Source organism: Cryobacterium sp. Sr8 (assembly GCF_004403225.1).
GTDB classification, from domain to species: domain Bacteria; phylum Actinomycetota; class Actinomycetes; order Actinomycetales; family Microbacteriaceae; genus Cryobacterium; species Cryobacterium psychrotolerans.
This window is the reverse complement of sequence record NZ_SOHO01000038.1, coordinates 24,678-47,044: the sequence shown is the minus strand read 5'-3', so window position 1 is coordinate 47,044 and position 22,367 is coordinate 24,678. Positions and strand designations below refer to the sequence as shown.

The window sequence follows — 22,367 nt, the reverse complement described above, 5'->3', positions numbered from 1 at the left end:
GGGTCATGAGGGTGCCGTTCATGCGCGCGGACCCCTCACCTGGAGGATGTGCACCGGTTCGCTGAAGGCGTCCAGTCGCACGTAGTTGTCGGCGGACCAGGTCCATTCCGCGCCGGAGACAAGGTCGTGCACCTCGAAGGTCTCACCACGCTTGAGCCCGAAGCGGGTGACGTCGAGGTGCACCAGGGTCTCACGAACCGAGTGCGGGTCGACGTTGGCGACGATGATGAGGGTGTCCGGTCGCCCGGTACCGGTGAAGGCCGCATCCAGGTGCTTACTGAACACCAGCACGGACTCGTCGTCGCTGGTGTGGATGTGCAGGTTGCGCAGCTGCCCCAGCGCCGGGTGCTCGGCACGGATGCGGGTGAGCAGGGTGAGGAAGGGCGCGAGCGATTTGCCGGCGTCCTCGGCCTGCGCGAAGTTGCGCGGGCGGAACTCATACTTCTCGTTGTCGATGTTCTCTTCGGCGCCGGGTCGGGCGACGCTTTCGTAGAGTTCGAAGCCCGAGTAGACACCCCAGGTCGGCGCGGCGGTGGCGGCCAGGGCGGCCCTGATCTTGAAGGCGGCCGGTCCGCCGAACTGCAGGAACTCGGAGAGGATGTCGGGCGTGTTCACGAACAGGTTCGGCCGGAGGAAGTCGGCGGTCTCGTGCGCGAGGCCGTCGAAGAACTCCTCCAGTTCCGCCTTCGTGTTGCGCCAGGTGAAGTAGGTGTACGACTGCTGGAATCCCACCTTGGCCAGGCCCTGGAGCAGGGCCGGACGGGTGAAGGCCTCGGCCAGGAAGACGACCTCCGGATACTCGGCGTTGATCTCGTTGATCACCCACTCCCAGAAGTCGAGCGGTTTGGTATGCGGGTTGTCGACGCGGAAGATGGTCACCCCCAGGTCGATCCAGTAGCGCAGGATCCGCAGCGATTCCGCGCGGATGCCCGCCGGGTCGTTGTCGAAGTTGATCGGGTAGATGTCCTGGTACTTCTTCGGCGGGTTCTCGGCGTAGGCGATCGTGCCGTCCGGCAGGGTCGTGAACCACTCCGGGTGCGCCGCCACCCAGGGGTGGTCGGGGGAGGCCTGCAGGGCGAAGTCGAGCGCGATTTCGATGCCGACCTTGCTCGCCTGGCCCAGGAAGTACCGGAAGTCGGCGACGGTGCCGAGGTCGGGGTGGATCGCGTCGTGGCCGCCCTCGGCCGACCCGATCGCCCAGGGCGAGCCGGGGTCGTTCGGCCCGGCATCCAGCGAGTTGTTCGGCCCCTTGCGGTAGGCCCGGCCGATCGGATGGATCGGGGGCAGATAGACCACGTCGAAGCCCATCATTGCGACCTCGGGGAGCCGCCTGGCGGCGGTGCGGAAGGTGCCGCTCTTCCAGGACCCGTCCGCGAGCCGTTTGGCGCCCTCGGAGCGGGGAAAGAACTCATACCAGGAGCCCACGCCGGCCCGGGCGCGCTCGACGACCACCGTGCGGGTCGCGGAGACGCTCTCGAGGCTGCTGATCGGGCGGAGCGCGATCGCCGCGTTCAGTTTGTCGTTGCTGATCACGGCCAGGCGGGTGTCGACCGGCAGCCCCCGGTCGGCGAGCGTCTGCGCCGCGGCCTGGACCAGGCGGCGTTCGGCGGCCGGCCTGGCCTTGTCGATGCCGGCCGCGTCCAGAAGTCGGGCGCCCATCGTGAACATGAGCTCGACGTCGATGCCCGCCGGGATCTTGATCGCGGCGTTGTGCTCCCACGAAGCCCAGTCGTCGGCGTAGGCACGCACGCGGTACGTCCAGCGCCCCTGGACTCCCAGCTGCACGAGGGTTTCCCACCGGTCGGTTCCCGGGGCGCTCAGGCCCATCGGGTGGCGGGTTTCGGTGCCGTCGGGCGCGGTCAACAGCAGGGTGACGCCGATCAGGTCGTGGCCTTCGCGGAAGGCGGTCGCGCGGAACGGCACAACCTCCCCGACGAAGGATTTGGCGGGCCACAGGCCATCGTTCAGTTGCGGCGACAGGTCGAGGATGGGAATCCGGCCGATTTTCGGGGGCGCGCCGGCCAGTCTGGTGGATTCGTGCGGGTCGCGGAGTGTCTTTGCTGTCTTGGCCACCCATCGACCGTAGCGCGAATTGATTCGACGGCGCTGCACCGAATTTCCCTGTGGCCTCAATCCGCACAATAGGGTTGACCTCGTGAAGGCCATCCGCAAATTTACCGTCCGCGCCGTCCTGCCCGAGCCCCTGGCCGCGCTCGACGAACTTGCCGGGAACCTGCGCTGGTCCTGGCACGAACCCACCCGGCGCCTGTTCGAGCACATCGCCCCGGAGCTGTGGCGTGGGAGCTGCAACGACCCGGTCGCGCTCCTCGGGGCCGTCGATCCCGCTCGCCTGGCCGCGCTCGCCGCCGACGCCGGCTACGTGGCCCGGGCGGACGCCCTCCGTGACGACCTGCGCCAGTACCTCGACCGGCCCCGCTGGTACCAGGGCCTCACCGGCGACAAGCCCGCTGCGATCGCCTACTTCTCGCCGGAGTTCGGCATCGCCGCCGCCCTGCCGCAGTATTCCGGCGGGCTCGGCATCCTGGCCGGAGACCACCTGAAGAGCGCCTCCGACCTGGGCCTGCCGCTGGTGGGCGTCGGGCTGTTCTACCGGGCCGGATACTTCAGCCAGTCGATCTCCTCCGACGGCTGGCAGATGGAGCAGTACCCGCTGCTGGACCCCGACGGACTGCCGCTGTCGATCCTGCGCCGCCCGGACGGCTCCGACGTGCAGGTCTCCCTGGCATTGCCCGACGGGCGAACCCTCAACGCCCGCATCTGGCAGGCGCGGGTGGGGCGCATCCGCCTGCTCCTGCTCGATACCGACATCCCGGAGAATCCCGACGACCTGCGCCTGGTGACCGATCGCCTGTACGGCGGCGGTGGAGAGCATCGCCTGCTGCAGGAGCTCCTGCTCGGCATCGGGGGCGCCCGCGCCGTCAAGCTGTGGAGCGCCCTGAGCGGCAAGCCGGAGCCCGAGGTCTTCCACACCAACGAGGGCCACGCCGGGTTCCTCGGCCTCGAGCGCATTTCCAGCCTCATCGGCGAGGGTCTGAGCTTCAACGAGGCGCTGCAGGTGGCACGTGCCGGCACCGTTTTCACGACCCACACGCCGGTCGCGGCAGGCATCGACCGGTTCGAACGAGACCTGATCCGTCGCTACTTCGAAACGGATCTCCTGCCTGGCGTGGCCGTCGACGACCTCCTGGCCCTCGGTGCCGAGAACTACGAGGGCGGCTCTCCCGACGTCTTCAACATGGCCATCATGGGTCTCCGGCTCGGCCAGCACGCCAACGGGGTGTCGAAACTGCACGGCGAGGTCAGCCGCCGCATGTTCAAGGGACTCTGGCCGGGCTTCGACCCGGCCGATGTGCCGATCGACTCGATCACCAACGGTGTGCACGCCCCGACCTGGACCGACCCTGAGCTGCTGGAACTCGCGCAGGACCGCCTGGGCGCGAGCGACACCTCGACCGCCGACTGGGCGTCCGAGGCCGTCACCGACCACGACCTCTGGTCGGTTCGGGGCCGGATGCGCCTGCAGTTCGTCGAGGATGCCCGGCGACGACTGCGCTCCGCCTGGTTGGAACAGAACCCGGGCGGAATCCCGCCGGCCTGGATCGACCAGGTCTTCGACCCGAACGTGCTCACGATCGGTTTCGCCAGGCGCGTGCCCACGTACAAGCGCCTGACGCTCATGCTGCACGACCCGGAACGGTTGCGCGCCCTGCTGCTGCACCCCGAGCACCCGATCCAGATCGTCATCGCCGGCAAGTCGCATCCGGCCGATGACGAGGGCAAACGCCTGATCCAGCAGATCGTGAAGTTCGCGGCCGACCCGGAATTGCGCACGCGCATCGCCTTCCTGCCCGACTACAACATCGCCATGGCCCAGCTGATGTACCCGGGAACGGACGTCTGGCTGAACAACCCGCTGCGGCCGCTCGAAGCCTGCGGCACGTCGGGCATGAAGGCAGCCCTGAACGGCGGGCTCAACCTGTCGATCCTCGACGGCTGGTGGCCCGAGTATTTCGACGGCCTGAACGGCTGGGCGATTCCGTCGGCGGATGCCGCCGGAGACCCCGCGGAGCGCGACCGGCTCGAGGCGAATGCGCTCTACGACCTGATCGAGCACCAGGTCGCTCCGCCGTTCTACGAGCGCAACGCCGACGGCGTCCCCGAACGCTGGGTTCGGGCCATCCGTCACACCCTGGCCACCCTCTCGCCCGAGCTGAGCGCCGACCGGATGGTGCGCGAGTACGTGGAACGCCTGTACCGGCCGGCCGGCCGCTACGAGGCTCTGCTCTCCACCAACGACTACCGCGCCGCCCGGGAACTCGCCGCCTGGAAGAGCAGGATCAGCGCCGCCTGGCCGGGCGTGGCCGTCACGCACGTCGAGTCGGGCGGGGTGGTCTCCGTCCCGCAGGTGGGCGATGAGCTGCACCTGCGGGCCCACGTGCAGCTCAACGGCCTCAGCGCCAGGGACGTCACCGTCGAGGTCGTGTACGGCAAGAGCCTGGCCGGCGACGACCTCAGCGACGTGGAGGTCCAGGCGCTCGAACCTGACGGGACGCCCGACCCGGACGTCGCCGCCGGCCCGTCGGAGGGGGGAGGCCCGACCCTGTTCACCGGAACGGTCGAGCTCGACCGCGCCGGCGCGTTCGGGTACACCGTGCGGGTCGTGCCGCGGAACGACCTGCTGATCAGCTCGGCCGAGATGGGCCTGGTCGCCGTCGCGAGCTAGCGCCGTCGCGAGCACGCCCCGCCCGCCCCGCCGCCCCGCCCGCTGCCCCCGCTCCTGCAGTTGATTTGCGGACAAAGTACCTTCGCGCGCCCGAGGAAGGTACTTTCTCCGCAACTCAACCCCGCGCGGGTGCGCCAGCGGCCGCGGTGCGCGGTGGGGGTGGCTCAGGCGCGGGCGATCGCGGCGAAGGTCGCGGATGCCGCCCGCGCGAGGTCGGACGGAGCCAGTTCGATGTCCAGGCCCCGGCGTCCGCCCGAGACGAAGACCGTGTCGTGGAGCAGGGCGCTCTCATCGATGACGGTGGTGAGCGCGCTCTTCTGCCCGACCGGGCTGATCCCGCCGAGCACGTACCCGGTCTTCCGCTCGGCGCGTGCGGGGTCGGCCATGACCGCCTTCTTCGCCCCGACCGCGGAGGCCAGCGCCTTCAGGTCGAGCTGGCCGGCGACCGGAACGACGCCGACAACGAGTGCTCCGTCGGCGTCGGCCAGCAGCGTCTTGAACACCCGTTCCGGGTCCAGCCCCAGCTCGCGCGCGGCCTCGAGGCCGTAGCTCGCCGCGGCCGGATCGTGGGCGTAGGGGTGCGGGGCGAACGGGATGCCGGCCCGCACGAGGGCGAGCGTCGCCGGCGTGCCCGCCCCGGCATCCGGCTTGCGGATCATCGCGGCGCCTGGTTGGTGCGCAGCAGCTGGATCGAGGCACCCGTCAGGAGAAGCGGCGTGCCCGGGTCGTGGGTGATCACGGCGTCACGCAGGTCGTCATGGCTGGAGTCCCAGAGCAGCGTGTAGGAGGTGACGTCCTCGTGCGTCGGCAGGATCACCTCGGTGTCCCGCTCGAGGCCGTGCACGATGAGCAGGATGCGGTTGTATTCCTCATGCTCCGGTGTACTGGCGGCCAGGTACTGGAGGGTGCGTTCCCTGGGCGAATTCCAGTCGTCCTCGGACATGGTCCGGCCGAGGGCGTTGTACCAGTTCATCCGGCTGGCGCCGGGGGTGGTTTCCCCCGGCCGGCCGAAGCGCACCGGGCGCAGCGCGGGATTCTCCCGGCGCAGCTGCAGCAGCCGCCGGCTGACCCGGTGCAGGTCCTGCTGCCAGTCGTCGAAGTCCCAATTCAGCCAGGTGAGCTCGCTGTCCTGGCAGTAGGCATTGTTGTTGCCGCGCTGGCTGCGACCGAACTCGTCGCCCGCCGTGATCATCGGCACGCCCGCGGAGAGCAGCAGGGTCCCCATCAGGTTGCGCATGGTCTTGCGCCGGGCGGTGAGGATCGACACGTTGCGGGTCGGCCCCTCCGTGCCGTGGTTGAACGAGAGGTTGCTGTCGGTGCCGTCGCGGTTGGACTCGCCGTTGCCCACGTTGTGCTTGACGTTGTAGGCGGTGAGGTCGGCCATCGTGAAGCCGTCGTGCGCGGTGATGAAATTCAGCGAGGCGAGCGGGCCGCGCTCCTGGGAGAACGTGTTCGACGAACCGGCCAGCCGGGTCGCGAAGCGTCCGATACCGCTGCCCGCCGGGATCATCCGCCGAGCGCCGCCGATGTCGGTCAGCCAGAACGACCGCATCCGGTCCCGGTAGCGGTCGTTCCACTCGGTCCAGCCCTCGGGGAAGTTACCGGTCTGCCAGCCGCCCTGTCCCACGTCCCAGGGCTCGGCGATGAGCTTCGTGCCGGCGAGGTCCGGATCATCCCGGATCGCGGTGATCAGCGGATGGTCCTGCTGGAAGTGCACGTCACCGTTGCGGGCGAGCGTCGCCGCGAGGTCGAACCGGAACCCGTCGACCTGCACGTCGTTGGCCCAGTACCGCAGCGAGTCGAGCACGAGGCGGCTCGGGACATCGTGGCCGAAATCGACCGTGTTCCCGCATCCGGTGACGTCGATGTAGGTGCCGTCGTCGCCCTGGCGGTAGTACGCGGCGTTGTCGACGCCCCGGAGGCTGGTGACCGGGCCGGAAGGGCCCTCTTCGGCGGTGTGGTTGTAGACCACGTCGAGGATGACCTCGAGGCCGGCCTCGTGCAGGAGTTTGACCATGCCCTTGAACTCGCGGAGCACAGCCTCCGGTCCGGCGGCCTGGGCGGCCTTCGTGGCGTAATCGGCGTGCGGGGAGAAGAAGTTCTGGGTGTTGTAGCCCCAGTAGTTGATCAGGCCCTGCTTGAGCAGGCGCTGCTCGGAGACGAACGCGTGCACCGGCAGCAACTCGATCGACGTGACGCCGAGGTTCTTGAGGTAGCCGATCGTCGCAGCGTGGGCGAGGCCGGCGTAGGTTCCGCGCAGGTCGGCCGGCACCGCCGGGTTGAGCTTGCTGATCCCGCGCACGTGCGCCTCGTACACGACGGCGTGGTCGAGGGGGGTCCGAGGCTTTTCCGCGCCGGCCCAGTCGAAGCTCCCGTCGACGACGGATGACTGCCACTGGTCGGCGCCGACGCGCACGAGTCCCCGGGAATACGGTTCGATCAGCGTCTTCTCGGGATGGAAGGCGTGCGTCGGGCCGGCGGGGCCGGACACCCGGATGCCGTAGCGGCGCCCGGGAGCGAGCAGACGCGACTTCCCGGACCAGACGCCATGGGCATCCTGGGTCATCGGAACGGTCTTGATGATCCAGTTCGGATCCGTCCCATCGAAGATGCACAGCTCGACGGCGTCGGCGTGTTCCGACCACACGCGCAGTTCACCGACACCGCCCGAAACCCGGACGCCAAGGTCGCGCAGGGGATCGCCGGGAGTCATGAGTTCTAGAGTAATGAGTGAAGGAGCCGCCCCTGACCACACAGGTCCGGGTCGCAACACGGCCCCCAGGCACCACGCGCAATGCGGGCACGGGGCACGCGCAGGCACGGAAGGAAACGTCATGGCTGTCTACCCCGAGAACGTCCGCCCCGACAACGTCCGCCCCGACAACGTCTATCTTGACCATGCGGCGACGACGACCATGCTCCCGGCGGCCATTAGCGCGTATGCCGAGGCGATGACGGTGGTGGGCAACCCCGCCTCGATCCACAGCCAGGGCCAGAACGCCAAACGGATGCTCGAGGAAGCCCGCGAAGTCGTCGCCCGGAGTGTGGGCTCGGACCCGATCGAGGTGGTGTTCACCGGGGGAGGCACCGAGGCGATCAACCTGGCCGTCAAGGGGCTCTTCTGGGCCAGGGCGCCGCGCACCCGGATCCTCGCCCCGGGGGGCGAGCACCACGCCACCCTGGACACCATCGAATGGCTGGAACACCACGAGGGCGCCGTCGTCGAATGGCTCCCGCTCGACGACCTCGGGCGCGTGGACGTCGCAGTCCTCGAACGCGCCATCGCCGCCAACCCGGACGACGTCGCGCTCGTCACGCTCCTGGCGGCCAACAACGAGGTCGGAACGCTCCAGCCGATCAGGGAGGTCGCCGCGCTCGCCGCGGCACACGGCATCCCGGTGCACGTCGACGCGGTGTCGGCCTACGGGCACGTGCCGATCGACTTCGCGGCGCTCAGCCGCACCGGGGCGTCCGCGCTCAGCGTCTCGGCGCACAAGATCGGCGGGCCGGTGGGCATCGGCGCCCTCGTGCTCTCCCGCCGGGCCACCGTCGTGCCGCTCATCCACGGCGGCGGTCAGCAGCGGCAGGTCCGCAGCGGCACCCAGGATGTGGCGGCCGCCGTGTCGTTCGCCGTCGCGGCATCCGCCGCGGTGGCCGAGCTGCCGGGCGAGGGCGTGCGCCTGGCCGCCCTGCGCGACCGCGTCATCGCCGGGGTTCGGGCGGCGGTTCCGGAGGCGGTGCTGAACGGCGACCCCGACCCGGCCGGCCGGCTGCCCGGCAACGCGCACTTCACCTTCCCGGGCTGCGAGGGCGACTCTCTTCTGTTCCTGCTGGACGTGGCCGGAGTGTCGGTCTCGACCGGCTCGGCCTGCCAGGCCGGCATTCCCGAACCGTCGCACGTGCTGCGTGCGATGGGCCGGAGCGAGACCGAGGCCAGGGGAGCGCTGCGCATCACGCTCGGCCGCACCTCCACCGACGCGGACGTCGACGCGTTCCTCGCCGCCCTGCCCGCGGCGTACGCGCAGGCGGCGCGCGCCGGCCTGGCCGACCGCGAGCCGGCCCGCTGACCCGCGCTGCCGTTCGCCGACCTTGACAGTTCCGGTCGAGTTTGCCTGGTGCGCGAGGCAAACTCGACCGCACAGGCCAAAGTCGGGGCCGGAGGGGAGCCCCGGGAGCGGGGTCGTTTAGACTGGTCGGATGAAGGTTTTGGCAGCAATGAGCGGTGGGGTGGACTCCGCCGTCGCCGCAGCCCGCGCGGTCGAAGCGGGGCATGAGGTGGTGGGCGTGCACCTGGCGCTCAGCCGCATGCCGGGCACGCTCCGCACCGGCAGCCGCGGCTGCTGCACGATCGAGGACTCGATGGATGCCCAGCGGGCCGCGAACATCATCGGCATCCCGTACTACGTGTGGGACTTCTCCGAGCGCTTCAAGCTCGACGTGGTCGACGACTTCATCGCCGAGTATGCCGCCGGCCGCACTCCCAACCCGTGCATGCGCTGCAACGAGCGGATCAAGTTCGCCGCGCTGCTGGAGAAGGCCGTCGCGCTCGGTTTCGACGCCGTCTGCACCGGCCACTACGCGTCGATCCTGACGGATGCCGACGGCAACCGGGAACTGCACCGGGCGAGCGCCTGGGCCAAGGACCAGTCCTACGTGCTGGGCGTGCTCACCACCGAGCAGCTGGCCCGCTCGATGTTCCCGCTGGGCGCGACGCCGTCCAAGGCCGAGGTTCGCGCAGAGGCCGCCGAGCGCGGCTTCTCGGTCGCCAACAAGCCCGACTCCTACGACATCTGCTTCATTCCCGACGGCGACACCCGCGGCTGGCTGGCCGAACGGGTCGCCCCGGCGACCGGCGACATCCTCGACCGGGACGGCGCCAAGCTCGGCGAGCACGACGGAGCCGTCGCGTTCACCGTCGGGCAGCGCAAGGGCCTGCAGATCGGCACGCCCGCCGCCGACGGCAAGCCGCGCTTCGTGCTCGAGGTGCGTCCGATCACGAACACGGTCGTCGTCGGGCCGAAGGAAGCGCTGGCGATCCGCGAGATCGCCGGCTCGACCTTCACCTGGTGCGGGGTTGCACCCGCGAACCCCGAGGTCGCCTTCGACTGCGACGTGCAGATCCGCGCACACGCCGACCCGGAGCCGGCCGTGGCGCAGGTCGTCCCGGTGTCAGGCTCCACCACCGGGGAAACCGAGCTCGTCATCACTCCGAACGAGCCGCTCACCGGGGTCGCCCCCGGCCAGACTGCCGTCGTCTACGTGGGCACCCGGGTACTCGGCCAGTGCACGATCGACCGCACGGTCAGCGCGGTGCCGGTCGCGGCGATGAGTTCCGCCGCGGCAGATGCCTGACCCGGCCGATCCGGCGCCCGCGACGGCTTCGGCCGCCGAGACGCTGCCCGCCGAGACGCTGCATGCCGCCGACGCCGAGGCCGCCGCGCTGAAGACGCGCATTCTCCTGGCCAGGGACGCCTACTACGAGCGCAACGACGTCATCATCTCCGACGCGGAGTACGACGCGCTCATCCACCGGCTGGGCGAGCTCGAACGGCTCTTCCCCGAGCTGCAGAGCCAGGACAGCCCCACCCAGACCGTCGGCGGCCGGGCCGAGACCACCCTGTTCGCGCCCGTGCAGCACGCCGAGCGGATGCTCAGCCTCGACAACGTGTTCTCGGCCGGTGAGTTCGTGCTCTGGGCCGCCAAGGTGGAACGGGACGCCGGCCGGCCGGTGCACTACCTCTGCGAGCTCAAGATCGACGGCCTCGCCATCAACCTCCGCTACGAAAACGGGGTGCTGGTCACGGCCGCCACCCGCGGGGACGGCGTGGTCGGCGAGGACGTCACCGAGAACATCGCCCTGGTGCCCGGCATCCCCAGGCGGCTCGCCGGCACGGGACACCCTCCCCTGGTCGAAGTACGCGGAGAGGTGTTCTTCCCGGTCGAATCCTTTCGCGAGCTGAACGCCGAGCAGAGCAGGGCCGGCGAGCGGGTCTTCGCCAACCCCCGCAACGCGGCCAGCGGGTCCCTGCGCCAGAAGGCGGAGAGCAAGAACCCCGCCCAGCTGCTGCTGATGCAGGCCCGGCTGGGCCGGCTGCGGATGCTCGTGCACGGCATCGGCGCTTGGGAGCGCCCGCCCGCCGCCGCGCAGTCCGAGGTGTACGAACTGCTGGCCACCTGGGGTCTGCCCACGAGCACCCACTACAAGGTCACGCCCACCGCGGCGGAGGCCGCGAGTTTCATCGAGTATTACGGCGAGCACCGGGGGAGTGTCGAGCACGAAATCGACGGCGTCGTGGTGAAGGTCGACGAGCTCGAGCTGCACCACGAGCTCGGCGCCACCAGCCGGGCCCCGCGCTGGGCGATCGCCTACAAGTACCCGCCGGAGCAGGTCAACACGAGGCTGCTCGACATCGTCGTCAGCGTCGGCCGCACCGGACGGGCCACCCCGTTCGCCGTGATGGAGAAGGTGCGGGTCGCCGGCTCAGAGGTGCGCCAGGCCACCCTGCACAACCAGGACGTCGTCAAGGCCAAGGGCGTGCTCATCGGCGACACCGTCGTGCTGCGCAAGGCCGGCGACGTCATCCCGGAGGTGCTCGGCCCCGTCGTCGAGCTGCGCAACGGCACCGAACGAGAGTTCGTCATGCCCGCGAACTGCCCCGAATGCGGCACCGCGCTGGCGCCGGCGAAGGAGGGCGACATCGACCTCCGCTGCCCCAACGCCCGCAGCTGCCCGGCCCAGGTGCGCGGCCGGGTCGAGCACATCGGCTCGCGCGGCGCGCTAGACATCGAGGTGCTCGGCGAGGTCGCCGCCGCCGCGCTGACCCAGCCCACCGTGCCGGCGGAGCCGCCCCTGCCGACCGAGGCCGGGTTGTTCGACCTGGCCCTGGCCGACCTGCTGCCGATCGAGGTCGTCGTCCGGGACGCGGAAACCGGGTTGCCGATCGAGGAGGGCGACGGAACCATGCGCCTGCGCACGCCGTTCCGTCGCAACCCGACCGCCGCCGAGAAGAAGAACGGCCTGACCGGGCCGCAGCCGTCCTCGAACGCGCTCAAGCTCCTCGCGGAGATCGAGCTGGCGAAGGCCAAGCCGCTGTGGCGCATCCTTGTCTCGCTGAACATCCGCCATGTCGGCCCGGTCGCCGCCCGCGCCCTGGCGAACCACTTCGGGTCGCTCGACGCGATCAGGGCCGCCTCCCGCGAGGAACTCGCCCAGGTCGACGGGGTCGGCGGCATCATCGCCGACGCCGTCATCGACTGGTTCGAGGTCGACTGGCACCGGGACATCGTCGAAGCGTGGGCCCGCGCCGGCGTGCAGTTCCAGACCCCCGACCACCCCGGTCCAGGTTTCGCTGCGGCGGCAGGCGGAGTGCTCGCCGGGCTCACGGTCGTGGCCACGGGAGCCCTCGAGGGGTTCACCCGGGAGGAAGCCCAGGAGGCGATCATCGCGGCCGGCGGCAAGTCGGCGTCGAGCGTGTCGAAGAAGACCGACTACGTCGCGGCGGGGCCGGGTGCAGGCTCGAAGCTCGCCAAGGCGGAGCAGCTGGGCATCCCCGTGCTCGGCGCCGACGGCTTCCGCATCCTGGTCTCTGAGGGGCCCGCGGGGCTGATTTCTACCTCGGAATAGCCTCGGCCGACAGACAAAGGAGTATCCCCCACAATCGGGGGTGGACCGGCTCCCTGCCGCTGTTTTCCGGTCACTAGGCTGTGATCCTGAGACCTGAATTGGGCCCGCGAGGGCCCTCCTTCGGTCATGCGGGAGGGGACGTACCCGGTTTTGCTGTTTGACGTCGCAGCGGTTCTGGCAACCTCGCTCACACTCGGCAGGGTGAGCGAGCTCAGCGGTGTGCCCGAATTCGCGGCGACAAGCATCGCCGACGTCATGCCCACGCGGGTGTCGGATGTCCCCGCGGGCGGCGCGTCCTCCCCGCTCTGGCTCGACCTCTCGGCGCGGGTCGGAACATCCGTCGACGTTGCCACCCTACCGACGCTCCGCGGGGCCGGACTCCTCGTCGGGATGTCCAGCCTCTCGCCGGGCGACCTGTCCACCTTCGCCGCTGCACACCCGCGGCAGATCGACGCGCTGCTGTCATCGCCGCCGTCGTCCACGGCGGTCACCGAGTGGTGGGCCGGCCTGGACGCCGAGCGCCGGGCGACCATGGCGGGCGCCGTTCCGAAGCTCGTCGGCAACCTCGACGGCGTGCCGGCGCGGGAACGGGGCCTGGCGAACCGGCGCTACCTCGGGCGCACTGTGGCCGAGGTCACCGAGGCCCTGGCCACGGCGACCGGGCCGGAGCGAATTCGCCTGGAGGGCGAACTCGCGGTCCTGCACCAGGTCAGGGACGCGCTGCAGCCGAGCGAGGACGGTCCGCGACGGTCGCTGATTCTGCTCGACACCGCCGCCGGCGGGCGGGCGGCCATCGCGCTCGGGAACCCGGACACGGCCGACTATCTGAGCTACCTGGTCCCGGGCATGAATTACGGCGTGCGCGAGCAGCTGGTGAACTGGGCCACGACCGCAGACGACCTCTATGCGGAGCAGCGCGCGGTGCTCGCGCGCCGTGTCGAGCACGGCGGACCTCGGGCCACCGTCGCCACGATCGCGTGGATCGGCTACGAGACGCCCGACCTCTTCTCGGTCGGTGGCCTGGACCGGGCCGAGGCCGGTGCCGACTTCCTCGAGGATTCCTGGCTCGGCGTGCGCTCGGCCCGGGGCGCGGAACAGCCGTACATCTCCGTCTTCGGCCACTCCTACGGCTCGACGGTCTCGCTCGTTGCGCTCGCCCGCGGGTCGGTCGGCGTCGACGCCCTCGTCATGGTCGGCTCGCCGGGCAGCGGCGTCCAGTCGGCAGCCGAACTGGCCGTGGCCGGCGGCAACGTCTATGTCGGAGAGGCGGACTGGGATCCCGCCGTCAACAGCGCCTTCTTCGGCAGCGACCCCGGCGCGGCGTCGTACGGCGCACACACCCTGGGCGTCGACGGGGCCAGGGACCGCCTCACCGGCGCGTGGCTCGACGGGTCGCTCGGCCACAACGGCTACTTCACCCCCGGCAGCGAGTCGCTGCACAACATGGCCTTGATCGGCACGGACAACGCGAAACTGGCCACCAGCGGCTCCGAATAGAATTGAGGCATCCACCTCGACGAACCGTACGGAGTTTCATGTCTGGAATCACGGCCGAGCAGGTTGCCCATTTGGCCAGCCTCGCCCGGATCGACCTCAGCCCGGAAGAGATCGCCAGTCTCACAATCGACCTGGGTCAGATCGTCGAGTCGGTGAAGAAGGTCCAGGAAGTGGCCACACCCGACGTCCCGGCGACAAGCCACCCGATGCCCCTGACCAACGTGTTCCGTGACGACATCGTCGTGCCCTCGTTGACGGTCGAGCAGGCGCTCTCCGGAGCCCCCGACCGCGACGGCGACAAATTCCGGGTGCCCCCGATCCTGGAAGAGGACTGACCATGACCGATCTCATCAAGCTGTCCGCCGCCGAACTCGGCGGCCTCCTCGCCAACGGGGCGGTCAGTTCCGTCGAGGTGACCCGCGCGCACCTCGACCACATCGCGGCCGTCGACACCGACCTGCACGCGTTCCTGCATGTGGCCGCGGATGCCGCCCTCGCCACGGCGGACCGGGTCGACGCCCGGCGCGCCGCGGGTGAGCAGCTCGGCCTGCTCGCCGGCGTGCCGATCGCGATCAAGGACGTGCTCGCCACCCGGGACATGCCGTCCACGGCCGGCTCGAAGATCCTCGAGGGCTGGATCCCGCCCTACGACGCCACGGTCGTCAAGCGGCTGCGCGACGCGCACCTGATCCCGCTCGGCAAGACCAACATGGATGAGTTCGCGATGGGCTCCTCCACCGAGCACTCCGCCTACGGACCGACCCGCAACCCGTGGGATCAGGAACGGATCCCCGGCGGCTCCGGCGGAGGTTCGGCCGCCGCGGTCGCCGCTTTCGAGGCCCCGCTCGCGCTCGGCAGCGACACCGGCGGGTCCATCCGCCAGCCCGCGGCCGTCACCGGTTCCGTCGGGGTCAAGCCCACCTACGGCGGCGTCTCCCGCTACGGCGCCATCGCCCTCGCCTCCTCGCTCGACCAGGTCGGCCCGGTCTCGCGCACGGTCTATGATGCCGCGCTCCTGCACGATGTCATCGGCGGTCACGACCCGCTCGACTCGACCTCCCTCACCGACCCGTGGCCGTCGATGGCCGCCGCCGCGCGCGCGGGCCTCGCCGACGGAGCACTGACGGGCCTCCGCATCGGCGTCGTCAAGGAACTCAACGGCGAGGGCTTCCAGGCCGGCGTCAAGCAGCGCTTCACCGAGACACTCGCCCTGCTCGCCGCGGCGGGCGCGGAGATCAGCGAGGTGAGCGCCCCGAACTTCGAGTACTCGGTCGCCGCGTACTACCTGATCCTGCCCGCCGAGGCATCCAGCAACCTGGCTCGCTTCGACTCGGTGCGCTTCGGGCTCCGGGAAAACCCCACCGACGGCCCGGTCACGATCGAACGCGTGATGGCCGCCACCCGCGACGCCGGCTTCGGCCCCGAGGTCAAGCGCCGCATCATCCTCGGTACCTACGCGCTCAGCACCGGGTACTACGACGCGTACTACGGCAGCGCGCAGAAGGTGCGCACCCTGATCCAGCGCGACTTCGACGCGGCCTTCGAGAAGGTCGACCTGCTCGTGTCGCCGAGCGCCCCGACCACGGCGTTCAAGTTCGGCGAGAAGCTGGCCGACCCGATGGCCATGTACCTCAACGACATCACGACGATCCCGGCGAACCTCGCCGGGATCCCCGGGATGAGCCTGCCGATGGGCCTGGCGCCCGAGGACGGCCTGCCGGTCGGGCTGCAGGTCATGGCGCCGGCGAAACAGGATGCCCGCCTCTACACGTTCGGTGCCGCGGTCGAGCAGCTGCTCGAAGCGCACTGGGGTCACACCCTGCTCAGCCGCGCTCCCGCGCTGGCGCCGGTGGAAATGTTCGCGAGCGAAGAAGGGGTCATCTGATGAAGAAGGCTGAATTGATGGACTTCGACAAGGCCCTCGAACTCTACGAGCCGGTGCTCGGCTTCGAGGTGCACGTCGAACTCAACACGAAGACCAAGATGTTCTGCGGCTGCGCCAACGAGTTCGGCCAGGGGGCCAACACGAACACCTGCCCGACCTGCCTGGGGCTGCCCGGCGGCCTGCCCCAGGTGAACCGGAAGGCGATCGAGTCGAGCATCCGCCTCGGCCTGGCGCTCGGCTGCGACATCGCCGAGACCTCCCGATTCGCCCGGAAGAACTACTTCTACCCGGACACGGCGAAGAACTTCCAGACCTCGCAGTACGACGAGCCGATCGCCTTCAACGGATCGCTCACCATCGAACTCGAGAGCGGCCGGCAGGTCACCGTCGAGATCGAACGCGCCCACATGGAGGATGACGCCGGCAAGCTCACCCACAAGGGCGGTGCCACCGGCCGGATCCAGGGCGCCGACTACTCGCTCGTCGACTACAACCGCGGCGGCGTGCCGCTGGTCGAGATCGTCACGCAGATGATCGAGGGCGGCGAGGCTGACTCGCCCGAGATCGGCAAGACCTACGTTGCCGCCATCCGTGAGATCGTCAAGGCCCTGGGCGTGTCCAACGCCCGGATGGAAGAGGGCAACGTGCGCTGCGACGCGAACGTGTCCCTCCGCCCGCGCGGCTCGAACATCCTCGGCACGCGCACCGAGACCAAGAACGTCAACTCGCTGCGCTCGGTCGAACGGGCCGTCCGGTACGAGATCCAGCGCCAGGCCGCCCTGTTGTCGGCCGGCGGAACCATCACCCAGGAAACCCGCCACTGGCACGAAGACACCGGCCGGACCTCCGCCGGGCGCCCCAAGTCCGACGCCGACGACTACCGCTACTTCCCCGAGCCCGACCTCGTGCCCGTCGCGCCGTCGCGCGAATGGGTCGAAGAGCTGCGGGCGACCCTGCCCGAGCCTCCGGCCGCCCGCCGCAAGCGGCTCCAGGCCGACTGGGGCTTCGCGAACCTCGAATTCCAGGATGTCGTCAACTCGGACCTGCTCGACGCCGTCGAAGCGACCATCGCGGCCGGGGCATCCGCGCAGGCCGCCCGCAAGTGGTGGACGGGTGAGGTGGCCCGGCTCGCGAACGTCGCCGGGGTGGCCGCCGACGCGCTCGTGCAGCCGCACCAGGTGGCCGCGCTGATCGAACTCGTCGAGGCCGGCACTCTGACCGACCGGCTCGCCCGCCAGGTGCTCGAGGGCGTCATCGCCGGCGAAGGAACCCCGCTCGAGGTCGTGGACAGCCGCGGCCTCGCCGTGGTCTCCGACGACGGCCCGCTGATCGCAGCCATCGACGAGGCCCTGGCCTCGCAGCCCGATGTGCTCGCGAAGATCCGCGACGGGAAGGTGCAGGCCGCCGGCGCGGTCATCGGCGCCGTCATGAAGGCGATGAGGGGCCAGGCCGACGCGGCGCGTGTGCGCGAGCTTGTGCTTGAACGCGCCGGATCGGCCGAGTAGCCGCAGTGTCGACCGGGCGAGCGGCGCGCGAGGCCGAGATCCGTCGCTGGCGGCGGTACCTGGCCGACGAACAGGCGGAGGCCTCGGTCTACCGTGACCTCGCCGGGCGCAGGTCGGGCGAGGAGCGCGACATCCTGCTCGCCCTGGCCGAGGCCGAGGGCCGGCACGAGGCGCACTGGCGCGATCTGCTCGGTGACGACGTCGGGGCGCCGCGCAAGGGCGCCCTGCGCACCCGGATGCTCGGCTTCCTGGCCCGCCGGTTCGGCTCGGTGTTCGTGCTCGCGCTGGCGCAGCGGGCGGAATCCGGCTCGCCCTACGGCGCCGACGCGGACGCGACCGACGCGATGGCCGCCGACGAACGCATCCATGAGGAAGTCGTACGCGGCCTGGCCGCCCGGGGGCGCCAGCGACTCTCCGGCTCGTTCCGGGCCGCGGTCTTCGGAGTCAACGACGGCCTGGTGAGCAACCTGGCGCTGGTGCTGGGTGTCGGGGCGGCCGGGATGCCGGCCGCCACCATCCTCTTCACCGGCGTCGCGGGCCTCCTGGCCGGCGCTCTGTCCATGGCGGCGGGCGAATTCGTCTCGGTGCGGTCGCAGCGTGAACTGCTCGAGGCCTCCAGCCCGAGCCCGTCGAACAAGAGCGACCTGGGCCACCTCGACCTCGGGGCGAACGAACTGACCCTGGTCTACCGGGCACGGGGGATGAGCCCGGAGAAGGCCGAGATCCACGCGCGGGAGGTGCTGCGCACCATCACGATCGCGACCGGGCCGGTGGACATGGACACCCCGGCGAGCGAGCCCGTCGACGAGCACGAAACCGTGGGCACCGCCGTGGGCGCGGCCCTCTCGAGCTTCTGTTTCTTCGCTTCGGGTGCGGTGCTCCCTCTGCTTCCCTACCTGTTCGGGCTCAGCGGGGCGACGGCCATGATCGTCGCCGCAGTGCTCGTCGGGCTGGCCCTGCTCGCGACCGGCGCCATCGTGGGACTCCTGTCGGGCGGTCCGCCGCTGCGCCGGGCGCTCCGCCAGCTGGGCATCGGCCTGGGCGCGGCGGCCGTCACCTACGCGCTCGGGCTCCTCGTCGGCGGGTAGCGCGGCGCGGGCAGCGAAACAAACGGCGCTTTAGCGCTGGGCGGGCCGCGCGACCAGGGCGAGGCCGGTGCCCGGGCACCACACGACCTCGTGCCCGTCGGCCAGCCGCACGGCCGGGCCTGTGCCGTCCGGCCCTGTGTCGTCGCCCCCGCGCAGCGCTTCGGCGAGGCCGTCCAGGCGCAGCAGCGCCCCGGTGGCCAGGTGCACATCCGTCGACAGCAGCACCCGTCCGGATGCGTTGACGAGCGTCACCGGGGTGCCGAGGGCGGCCAGCCGGGGGAGGAGGGCCCGCTCCACGTCCTCGACGTACAGGTCGGCGCCCACCACCCCGACCACCGCTCGGCCGTGCCGCACCGGCACCGTGAGGGTGAGGGTGTAATCGTCGGTGCACAGGTAATCCACGTAGGGACCCGTGATGTGCCGCGCCCCGGTGGTCACCGGCACGCGCCACCATTCCAGGGTGGTGTAGTCACGGAAGTTCTCCTCCGCGCTGTCTTCGACGGCGTCGAGGCGGCGGACGCCCGGGGCAGCGGCCCCGACCCCGAAAGTGTTGCGGTCGCCGAGCCACCAGGCGAGGTGCCACTCGGCGTCCCGGAGGAAACCGGGGGCGGCGACGAAGCCGGCACCGATGACGCACCCGTGCTCGCTGGCGAACTCGCGGAGCACCAGGCCCTCAACCAGGGCGTCGAGCTCCGCGCGGGTGACCTCGCCGCCTCGTGACTCGAGGAAGTCCTGGGTCGCGTCGCGCCAGTGCTCCAGCTGCAGGAAGACGGAGGTGAAGTGCTCGCCGACCGCGGCAATGCCGTCGGCGATCGATGTGCGGGTCAGGGCATTCACCGGGTCATTCCTCTTCCTTGGGGCCGTTGGTCGGCCCGGCCGTGTTCTCGGCTGTCGTCTCAAGGACGGCCTTGGCTTCGATCAGCCACTCGATGGCATCCGTGATCTGGAACACAGAGAGCCGCCTGGCGGTCTCGCCGTCCTGGTCCTCGATCGCTGCCACAATACCGCGTTGGGTCTCCCGGCACCGGGCGCGGTAGTCAGGGTTGCGCAGGCACAGCCAGAGCAGGGGGCCGAATTCGGACTGCAGCCTGAGTTCTTCGCGAACGAGCCGCGCCGACTGGCTCAGGGCGGAGACCTCCAGCCGGAACGTTCCCTGCGCCCGCCGCGCGGCGCCCTCCTGCACAATGTCGGCCGACTCCACGATGCGGCGGAGGTTGTCGACGTCGCTCTCCGAGGCCCGATCCGCGGCGAGCTCCGCGGTCATGGCCGCGATGGCGGCGTAGTGCGCGCCGAGGTCCCGCAGCTGCACCCGGGACAGGCCGAGGAGCCGTTCGTCCTGCAGGCGACCGTGCCCGGCTCCGGCATAGGTGACGAAACTCCCGCCCCCGCGCCCGCGCTTGGTCGCCACCAGGCCCTTGCGCCGCAGCGCGTCGAGCGCCTCGCGCGCGGTCACCGTGGCCACGCCGAACTGGCGCGCGAGCAGGGATTCGGTCGGCAGGCGTTCGCCGTCGGCCAGGATCCCGAGCACGATCGCGTCGGTGAGACGTTGCGCGACCAGCTCGGCCCGGCCGGCGCCCTCGAGGGGCGCGAAGACGGCCGCGTGCGTGACCGTTCGGGGGCGGATGGACTGGGGCATATTGGATACTCTTCCGGAGTTGTGACACGACCGTAACATCTGCGGCTGCCGAAAAGACATCTAACTCCATATGATTTATCTCAGAGTGAGCTAGGAGGCCACGTGAGCGCGGAATACCCCGCTATCCGGTTGACCGGATTGACCAAGGTCTTCGGCACGGCCACCGCCGTCGACCACGTGGATCTCGACATCGCAGAGGGGGAGTTCTTCTCGATGCTGGGGCCGTCCGGCTCGGGCAAGACGACCGTGCTGCGCCTCATTGCCGGCTTCGAGCAGCCCACGTCCGGCACGATCTCGCTGTTCGGGCAGGACGTGACCCAGCGTGCGCCGTTCGACCGTGACGTCAATACGGTCTTCCAGGACTACGCGCTCTTCCCGCACATGAGCGTGCTCGAGAATGTCGCGTACGGACTCCGGGTGCGCGGCGTCTCCAAGCGGGACCGCCTGGCCCGGGCGCGCGAGGCGCTCGACACCGTGCGCCTCGGCGGATTCGGCGATCGCAAGCCCAGCCAGCTTTCCGGCGGGCAGCGGCAGCGTGTGGCCCTCGCCCGCGCCACGGTCGTCAGGCCCAAGGCGCTGCTCCTGGACGAACCGCTGGGCGCGCTGGACCTGAAGCTCCGCGAGCAGATGCAGGTCGAGCTGAAGGAACTCCAGCGCGACCTCGGGATCACCTTCATCTTCGTCACCCACGACCAGGAGGAAGCCCTCACCCTGAGCGACCGGATCGCGGTGTTCAACGACGGCAGGATCGAGCAGCTCGGAACCCCCGCGGAGATCTATGACCGGCCCGTCTCCCCGTTCGTCGCGGCGTTCGTGGGCACCTCCAACGTCTTCGACGACGAGGTGTCCCATCGCCTGTTCGGCCACGGCGGCCTGCATTCCCTGCGGCCGGAGAAGATCTCGATCGGCTCGGAGGCGTCACCGCCCGCAGCGGATCGGACGGCCACGGGCACGCTGGCCGAGGTCATCTACGTCGGCAGCAGCACACGGCTGATCGTTGACCTCGATGCCGGCAAGCGCATCACGGTCCTCGAGCAGAACGACGCCCACCGTGTGGGCGAAGACCAGCGCGGCTCGCGCGTCAGTGTCGGGTGGAACGACGTCGACGTCGTCGACCTCGAACCCGCAATCACACACCAGTAGAAGGATGGAGAACGCTATGAAACGCTATTCAGAAAACCGCAGGGGGCGCCTGCCATCGGCCGTCCTCACCGGTCTGGCAATTGCCTCGGTCGCCGTGCTCACCGCCTGCGGCACCACGCAGGGCGGCGGCGGCAGCAGCGAGGGCCCGAAGGCCGCCGACGAACTCGGGAAGACCGAAGGCGCCGTGTCGATCCTCGCCTGGCCCGGCTACGTCGAGGACGGCAGCAATGACCCGGCGGTGGACTGGGTGAGCGCCTTCGAAGACGAGACCGGCTGCAAGGTCACAAGCAAGACCTACGGCACCTCCGACGAGGCCTTCAACCTGATGAAGACCGGCGAGTACGACGTGGTCGCGGCCTCGGGCGATGCATCGCTGCGACTCGTCGCCGCCGGCGACGTCGCCCCGGTCAACACCGACCTGATCCCCAACTACGAGGGCATCTACGACTTCCTCAAGATGCAGTCGTGGAACAGCGTCGACGGGGTGTCGTACGGCATCCCGCACGGCTACGGCGCCAACCTGCTCATGTACAACACGGAGGCCGTGACACCGGCCCCCACGTCGTGGGACGTCGTGTTCGACAAGTCCTCCGAGTACAAGGGCAAGGTGACCGCCTATGACTCGCCGATCTACATCGCGGATGCCGCGGTGTACCTGATGGCCCACCAGCCGGACCTGGGCATCGAGAACCCCTACGCCCTCGATGAGACCCAGCTGGCCGCGGCCGTCGAGCTGCTCAAGGAACAGCGCGTCAACATCGGCGAGTACTGGTCCGACTACCTCAAGGAGATCCAGGCCTTCGAGACCGGCGACACCGTCGTCGGGACCACCTGGCAGGTCATCCGCAACTCCCTCGCCGAGGGAACCAAGGCCGAGGTGGTCCTGCCCGAGGAGGGCGCGACCGGCTGGTCGGACACCTGGATGATCGCATCCGAGGCGAAGAACCCGAACTGCGCGTACGAGTGGCTGGACTACATCGCGAGCCCTGAGGCGAACGCGCAGGCAACCGAGTACTTCGGTGAGGCGCCGTCGAACCAGGCAGCCTGCGACTTCCGCTCGGAGGGCTCCTGCGAATCCTTCCACGCCGGAGACGCCGACTACGCGTCGAAGATCTGGTACTGGTCGACCCCGATCGCCGAGTGCCTGGACGGTCGCACCGATGTGGAGTGCACGGACTACTCCGCCTGGACGACGGCCTGGCAGGAAATCAAGGGCTAGGCAGGCCCGATCAGGCCCTGTCGGAC

16 protein-coding genes are annotated in these 22,367 nt (G+C 70.1%); 11 read left to right on the top strand and 5 right to left on the bottom strand.

Going from position 1 to position 22,367, the window contains the following annotated elements; genetic code table 11:
- Positions 1-18: 18 nt before the first annotated feature.
- A complete protein-coding gene (locus tag E3T54_RS06310) occupies positions 19-2,025 on the bottom strand; it encodes an alpha-1,4-glucan--maltose-1-phosphate maltosyltransferase (RefSeq protein WP_370255018.1) in 2,007 nt (668 codons plus the stop codon).
- A gap of 130 nt (positions 2,026-2,155) precedes the next feature.
- Between E3T54_RS06310 and glgP the strand changes: the two genes are divergently transcribed.
- A complete protein-coding gene (gene glgP / locus E3T54_RS06305; protein WP_134475016.1) occupies positions 2,156-4,744 on the top strand; it encodes an alpha-glucan family phosphorylase in 2,589 nt (862 codons plus the stop codon).
- A gap of 164 nt (positions 4,745-4,908) precedes the next feature.
- Here the strand turns inward: glgP and ybaK are convergent, their stop codons facing one another.
- Entirely contained in the window at positions 4,909-5,400 is a 492-nt protein-coding gene (gene ybaK, locus E3T54_RS06300) for a Cys-tRNA(Pro) deacylase (protein WP_092324975.1), read from the bottom strand.
- Positions 5,400-7,457, bottom strand: a complete 2,058-nt coding sequence (gene glgX, locus E3T54_RS06295; RefSeq protein ID WP_134475015.1) for a glycogen debranching protein GlgX — start codon at positions 7,455-7,457, stop codon at positions 5,400-5,402. The genes ybaK and glgX overlap by 1 nt, the downstream gene beginning before the upstream one ends.
- Before the next feature lie 121 nt (positions 7,458-7,578).
- On the opposite strand from glgX, the gene E3T54_RS06290 reads away from it, so the two are divergent.
- From E3T54_RS06290 to E3T54_RS06255, 8 genes are all read left to right on the top strand, one after another.
- Positions 7,579-8,811 (top strand): cysteine desulfurase family protein, encoded by a 1,233-nt coding sequence (locus tag E3T54_RS06290; protein WP_134475014.1) that lies wholly within the window; start codon positions 7,579-7,581, stop codon positions 8,809-8,811.
- 130 nt (positions 8,812-8,941) lie between these two features.
- Entirely contained in the window at positions 8,942-10,096 is a 1,155-nt protein-coding gene (mnmA, locus tag E3T54_RS06285) for a tRNA 2-thiouridine(34) synthase MnmA (RefSeq protein WP_174844397.1), read from the top strand.
- Positions 10,089-12,368, top strand: coding sequence for an NAD-dependent DNA ligase LigA (gene ligA, locus E3T54_RS06280; RefSeq protein WP_134475013.1), 2,280 nt, complete (start codon positions 10,089-10,091; stop codon positions 12,366-12,368). The genes mnmA and ligA overlap by 8 nt, the downstream gene beginning before the upstream one ends.
- 201 nt (positions 12,369-12,569) lie before the next feature.
- Positions 12,570-13,865, top strand: a complete 1,296-nt coding sequence (locus E3T54_RS06275; RefSeq protein WP_166804851.1) for an alpha/beta hydrolase — start codon at positions 12,570-12,572, stop codon at positions 13,863-13,865.
- A gap of 38 nt (positions 13,866-13,903) precedes the next feature.
- On the top strand, positions 13,904-14,200 hold the full coding sequence (gene gatC, locus E3T54_RS06270; protein ID WP_092324945.1) for an Asp-tRNA(Asn)/Glu-tRNA(Gln) amidotransferase subunit GatC: 297 nt from the start codon (positions 13,904-13,906) through the stop codon (positions 14,198-14,200).
- Between the two features lie 2 nt (positions 14,201-14,202).
- Entirely contained in the window at positions 14,203-15,750 is a 1,548-nt protein-coding gene (gene gatA, locus E3T54_RS06265; protein WP_134475011.1) for an Asp-tRNA(Asn)/Glu-tRNA(Gln) amidotransferase subunit GatA, read from the top strand.
- On the top strand, positions 15,750-17,255 hold the full coding sequence (gene gatB / locus E3T54_RS06260; RefSeq protein WP_134475010.1) for an Asp-tRNA(Asn)/Glu-tRNA(Gln) amidotransferase subunit GatB: 1,506 nt from the start codon (positions 15,750-15,752) through the stop codon (positions 17,253-17,255). The genes gatA and gatB overlap by 1 nt, the downstream gene beginning before the upstream one ends.
- A 5-nt stretch (positions 17,256-17,260) precedes the next feature.
- Positions 17,261-18,343 (top strand): VIT1/CCC1 transporter family protein, encoded by a 1,083-nt coding sequence (locus tag E3T54_RS06255; protein WP_134475009.1) that lies wholly within the window; start codon positions 17,261-17,263, stop codon positions 18,341-18,343.
- A gap of 30 nt (positions 18,344-18,373) precedes the next feature.
- On the opposite strand, the gene E3T54_RS06250 is transcribed toward E3T54_RS06255, so the two are convergent.
- Both E3T54_RS06250 and E3T54_RS06245 read right to left on the bottom strand, forming a co-directional pair.
- On the bottom strand, positions 18,374-19,180 hold the full coding sequence (locus E3T54_RS06250; RefSeq protein WP_134475008.1) for a cache domain-containing protein: 807 nt from the start codon (positions 19,178-19,180) through the stop codon (positions 18,374-18,376).
- A 4-nt stretch (positions 19,181-19,184) separates the two neighbouring features.
- On the bottom strand, positions 19,185-19,979 hold the full coding sequence (locus E3T54_RS06245) for a FadR/GntR family transcriptional regulator (RefSeq protein ID WP_134475007.1): 795 nt from the start codon (positions 19,977-19,979) through the stop codon (positions 19,185-19,187).
- A gap of 102 nt (positions 19,980-20,081) precedes the next feature.
- On the opposite strand from E3T54_RS06245, the gene E3T54_RS06240 reads away from it, so the two are divergent.
- Together E3T54_RS06240 and E3T54_RS06235 are read left to right on the top strand one after the other, a co-directional pair.
- A complete protein-coding gene (locus E3T54_RS06240; protein WP_092324957.1) occupies positions 20,082-21,122 on the top strand; it encodes an ABC transporter ATP-binding protein in 1,041 nt (346 codons plus the stop codon).
- A 16-nt stretch (positions 21,123-21,138) separates the two neighbouring features.
- Entirely contained in the window at positions 21,139-22,341 is a 1,203-nt protein-coding gene (locus E3T54_RS06235; RefSeq protein WP_198414442.1) for an ABC transporter substrate-binding protein, read from the top strand.
- The last annotated feature ends 26 nt before the right edge of the window (positions 22,342-22,367 follow it).

Coding starts and splice junctions, on each gene's coding strand:
- glgX (WP_134475015.1), bottom strand. CDS start 7,457: ATGACTCCCGGCGATCCCCTGCGCGACCTTGGCGTCCGGGTTTCGGGC.
- E3T54_RS06290 (WP_134475014.1), top strand. CDS start 7,579: ATGGCTGTCTACCCCGAGAACGTCCGCCCCGACAACGTCCGCCCCGAC.
- mnmA (WP_174844397.1), top strand. CDS start 8,942: ATGAAGGTTTTGGCAGCAATGAGCGGTGGGGTGGACTCCGCCGTCGCC.
- ligA (WP_134475013.1), top strand. CDS start 10,089: ATGCCTGACCCGGCCGATCCGGCGCCCGCGACGGCTTCGGCCGCCGAG.
- gatC (WP_092324945.1), top strand. CDS start 13,904: ATGTCTGGAATCACGGCCGAGCAGGTTGCCCATTTGGCCAGCCTCGCC.
- gatA (WP_134475011.1), top strand. CDS start 14,203: ATGACCGATCTCATCAAGCTGTCCGCCGCCGAACTCGGCGGCCTCCTC.
- gatB (WP_134475010.1), top strand. CDS start 15,750: ATGAAGAAGGCTGAATTGATGGACTTCGACAAGGCCCTCGAACTCTAC.
- E3T54_RS06245 (WP_134475007.1), bottom strand. CDS start 19,979: ATGCCCCAGTCCATCCGCCCCCGAACGGTCACGCACGCGGCCGTCTTC.
- E3T54_RS06235 (WP_198414442.1), top strand. CDS start 21,139: ATGAAACGCTATTCAGAAAACCGCAGGGGGCGCCTGCCATCGGCCGTC.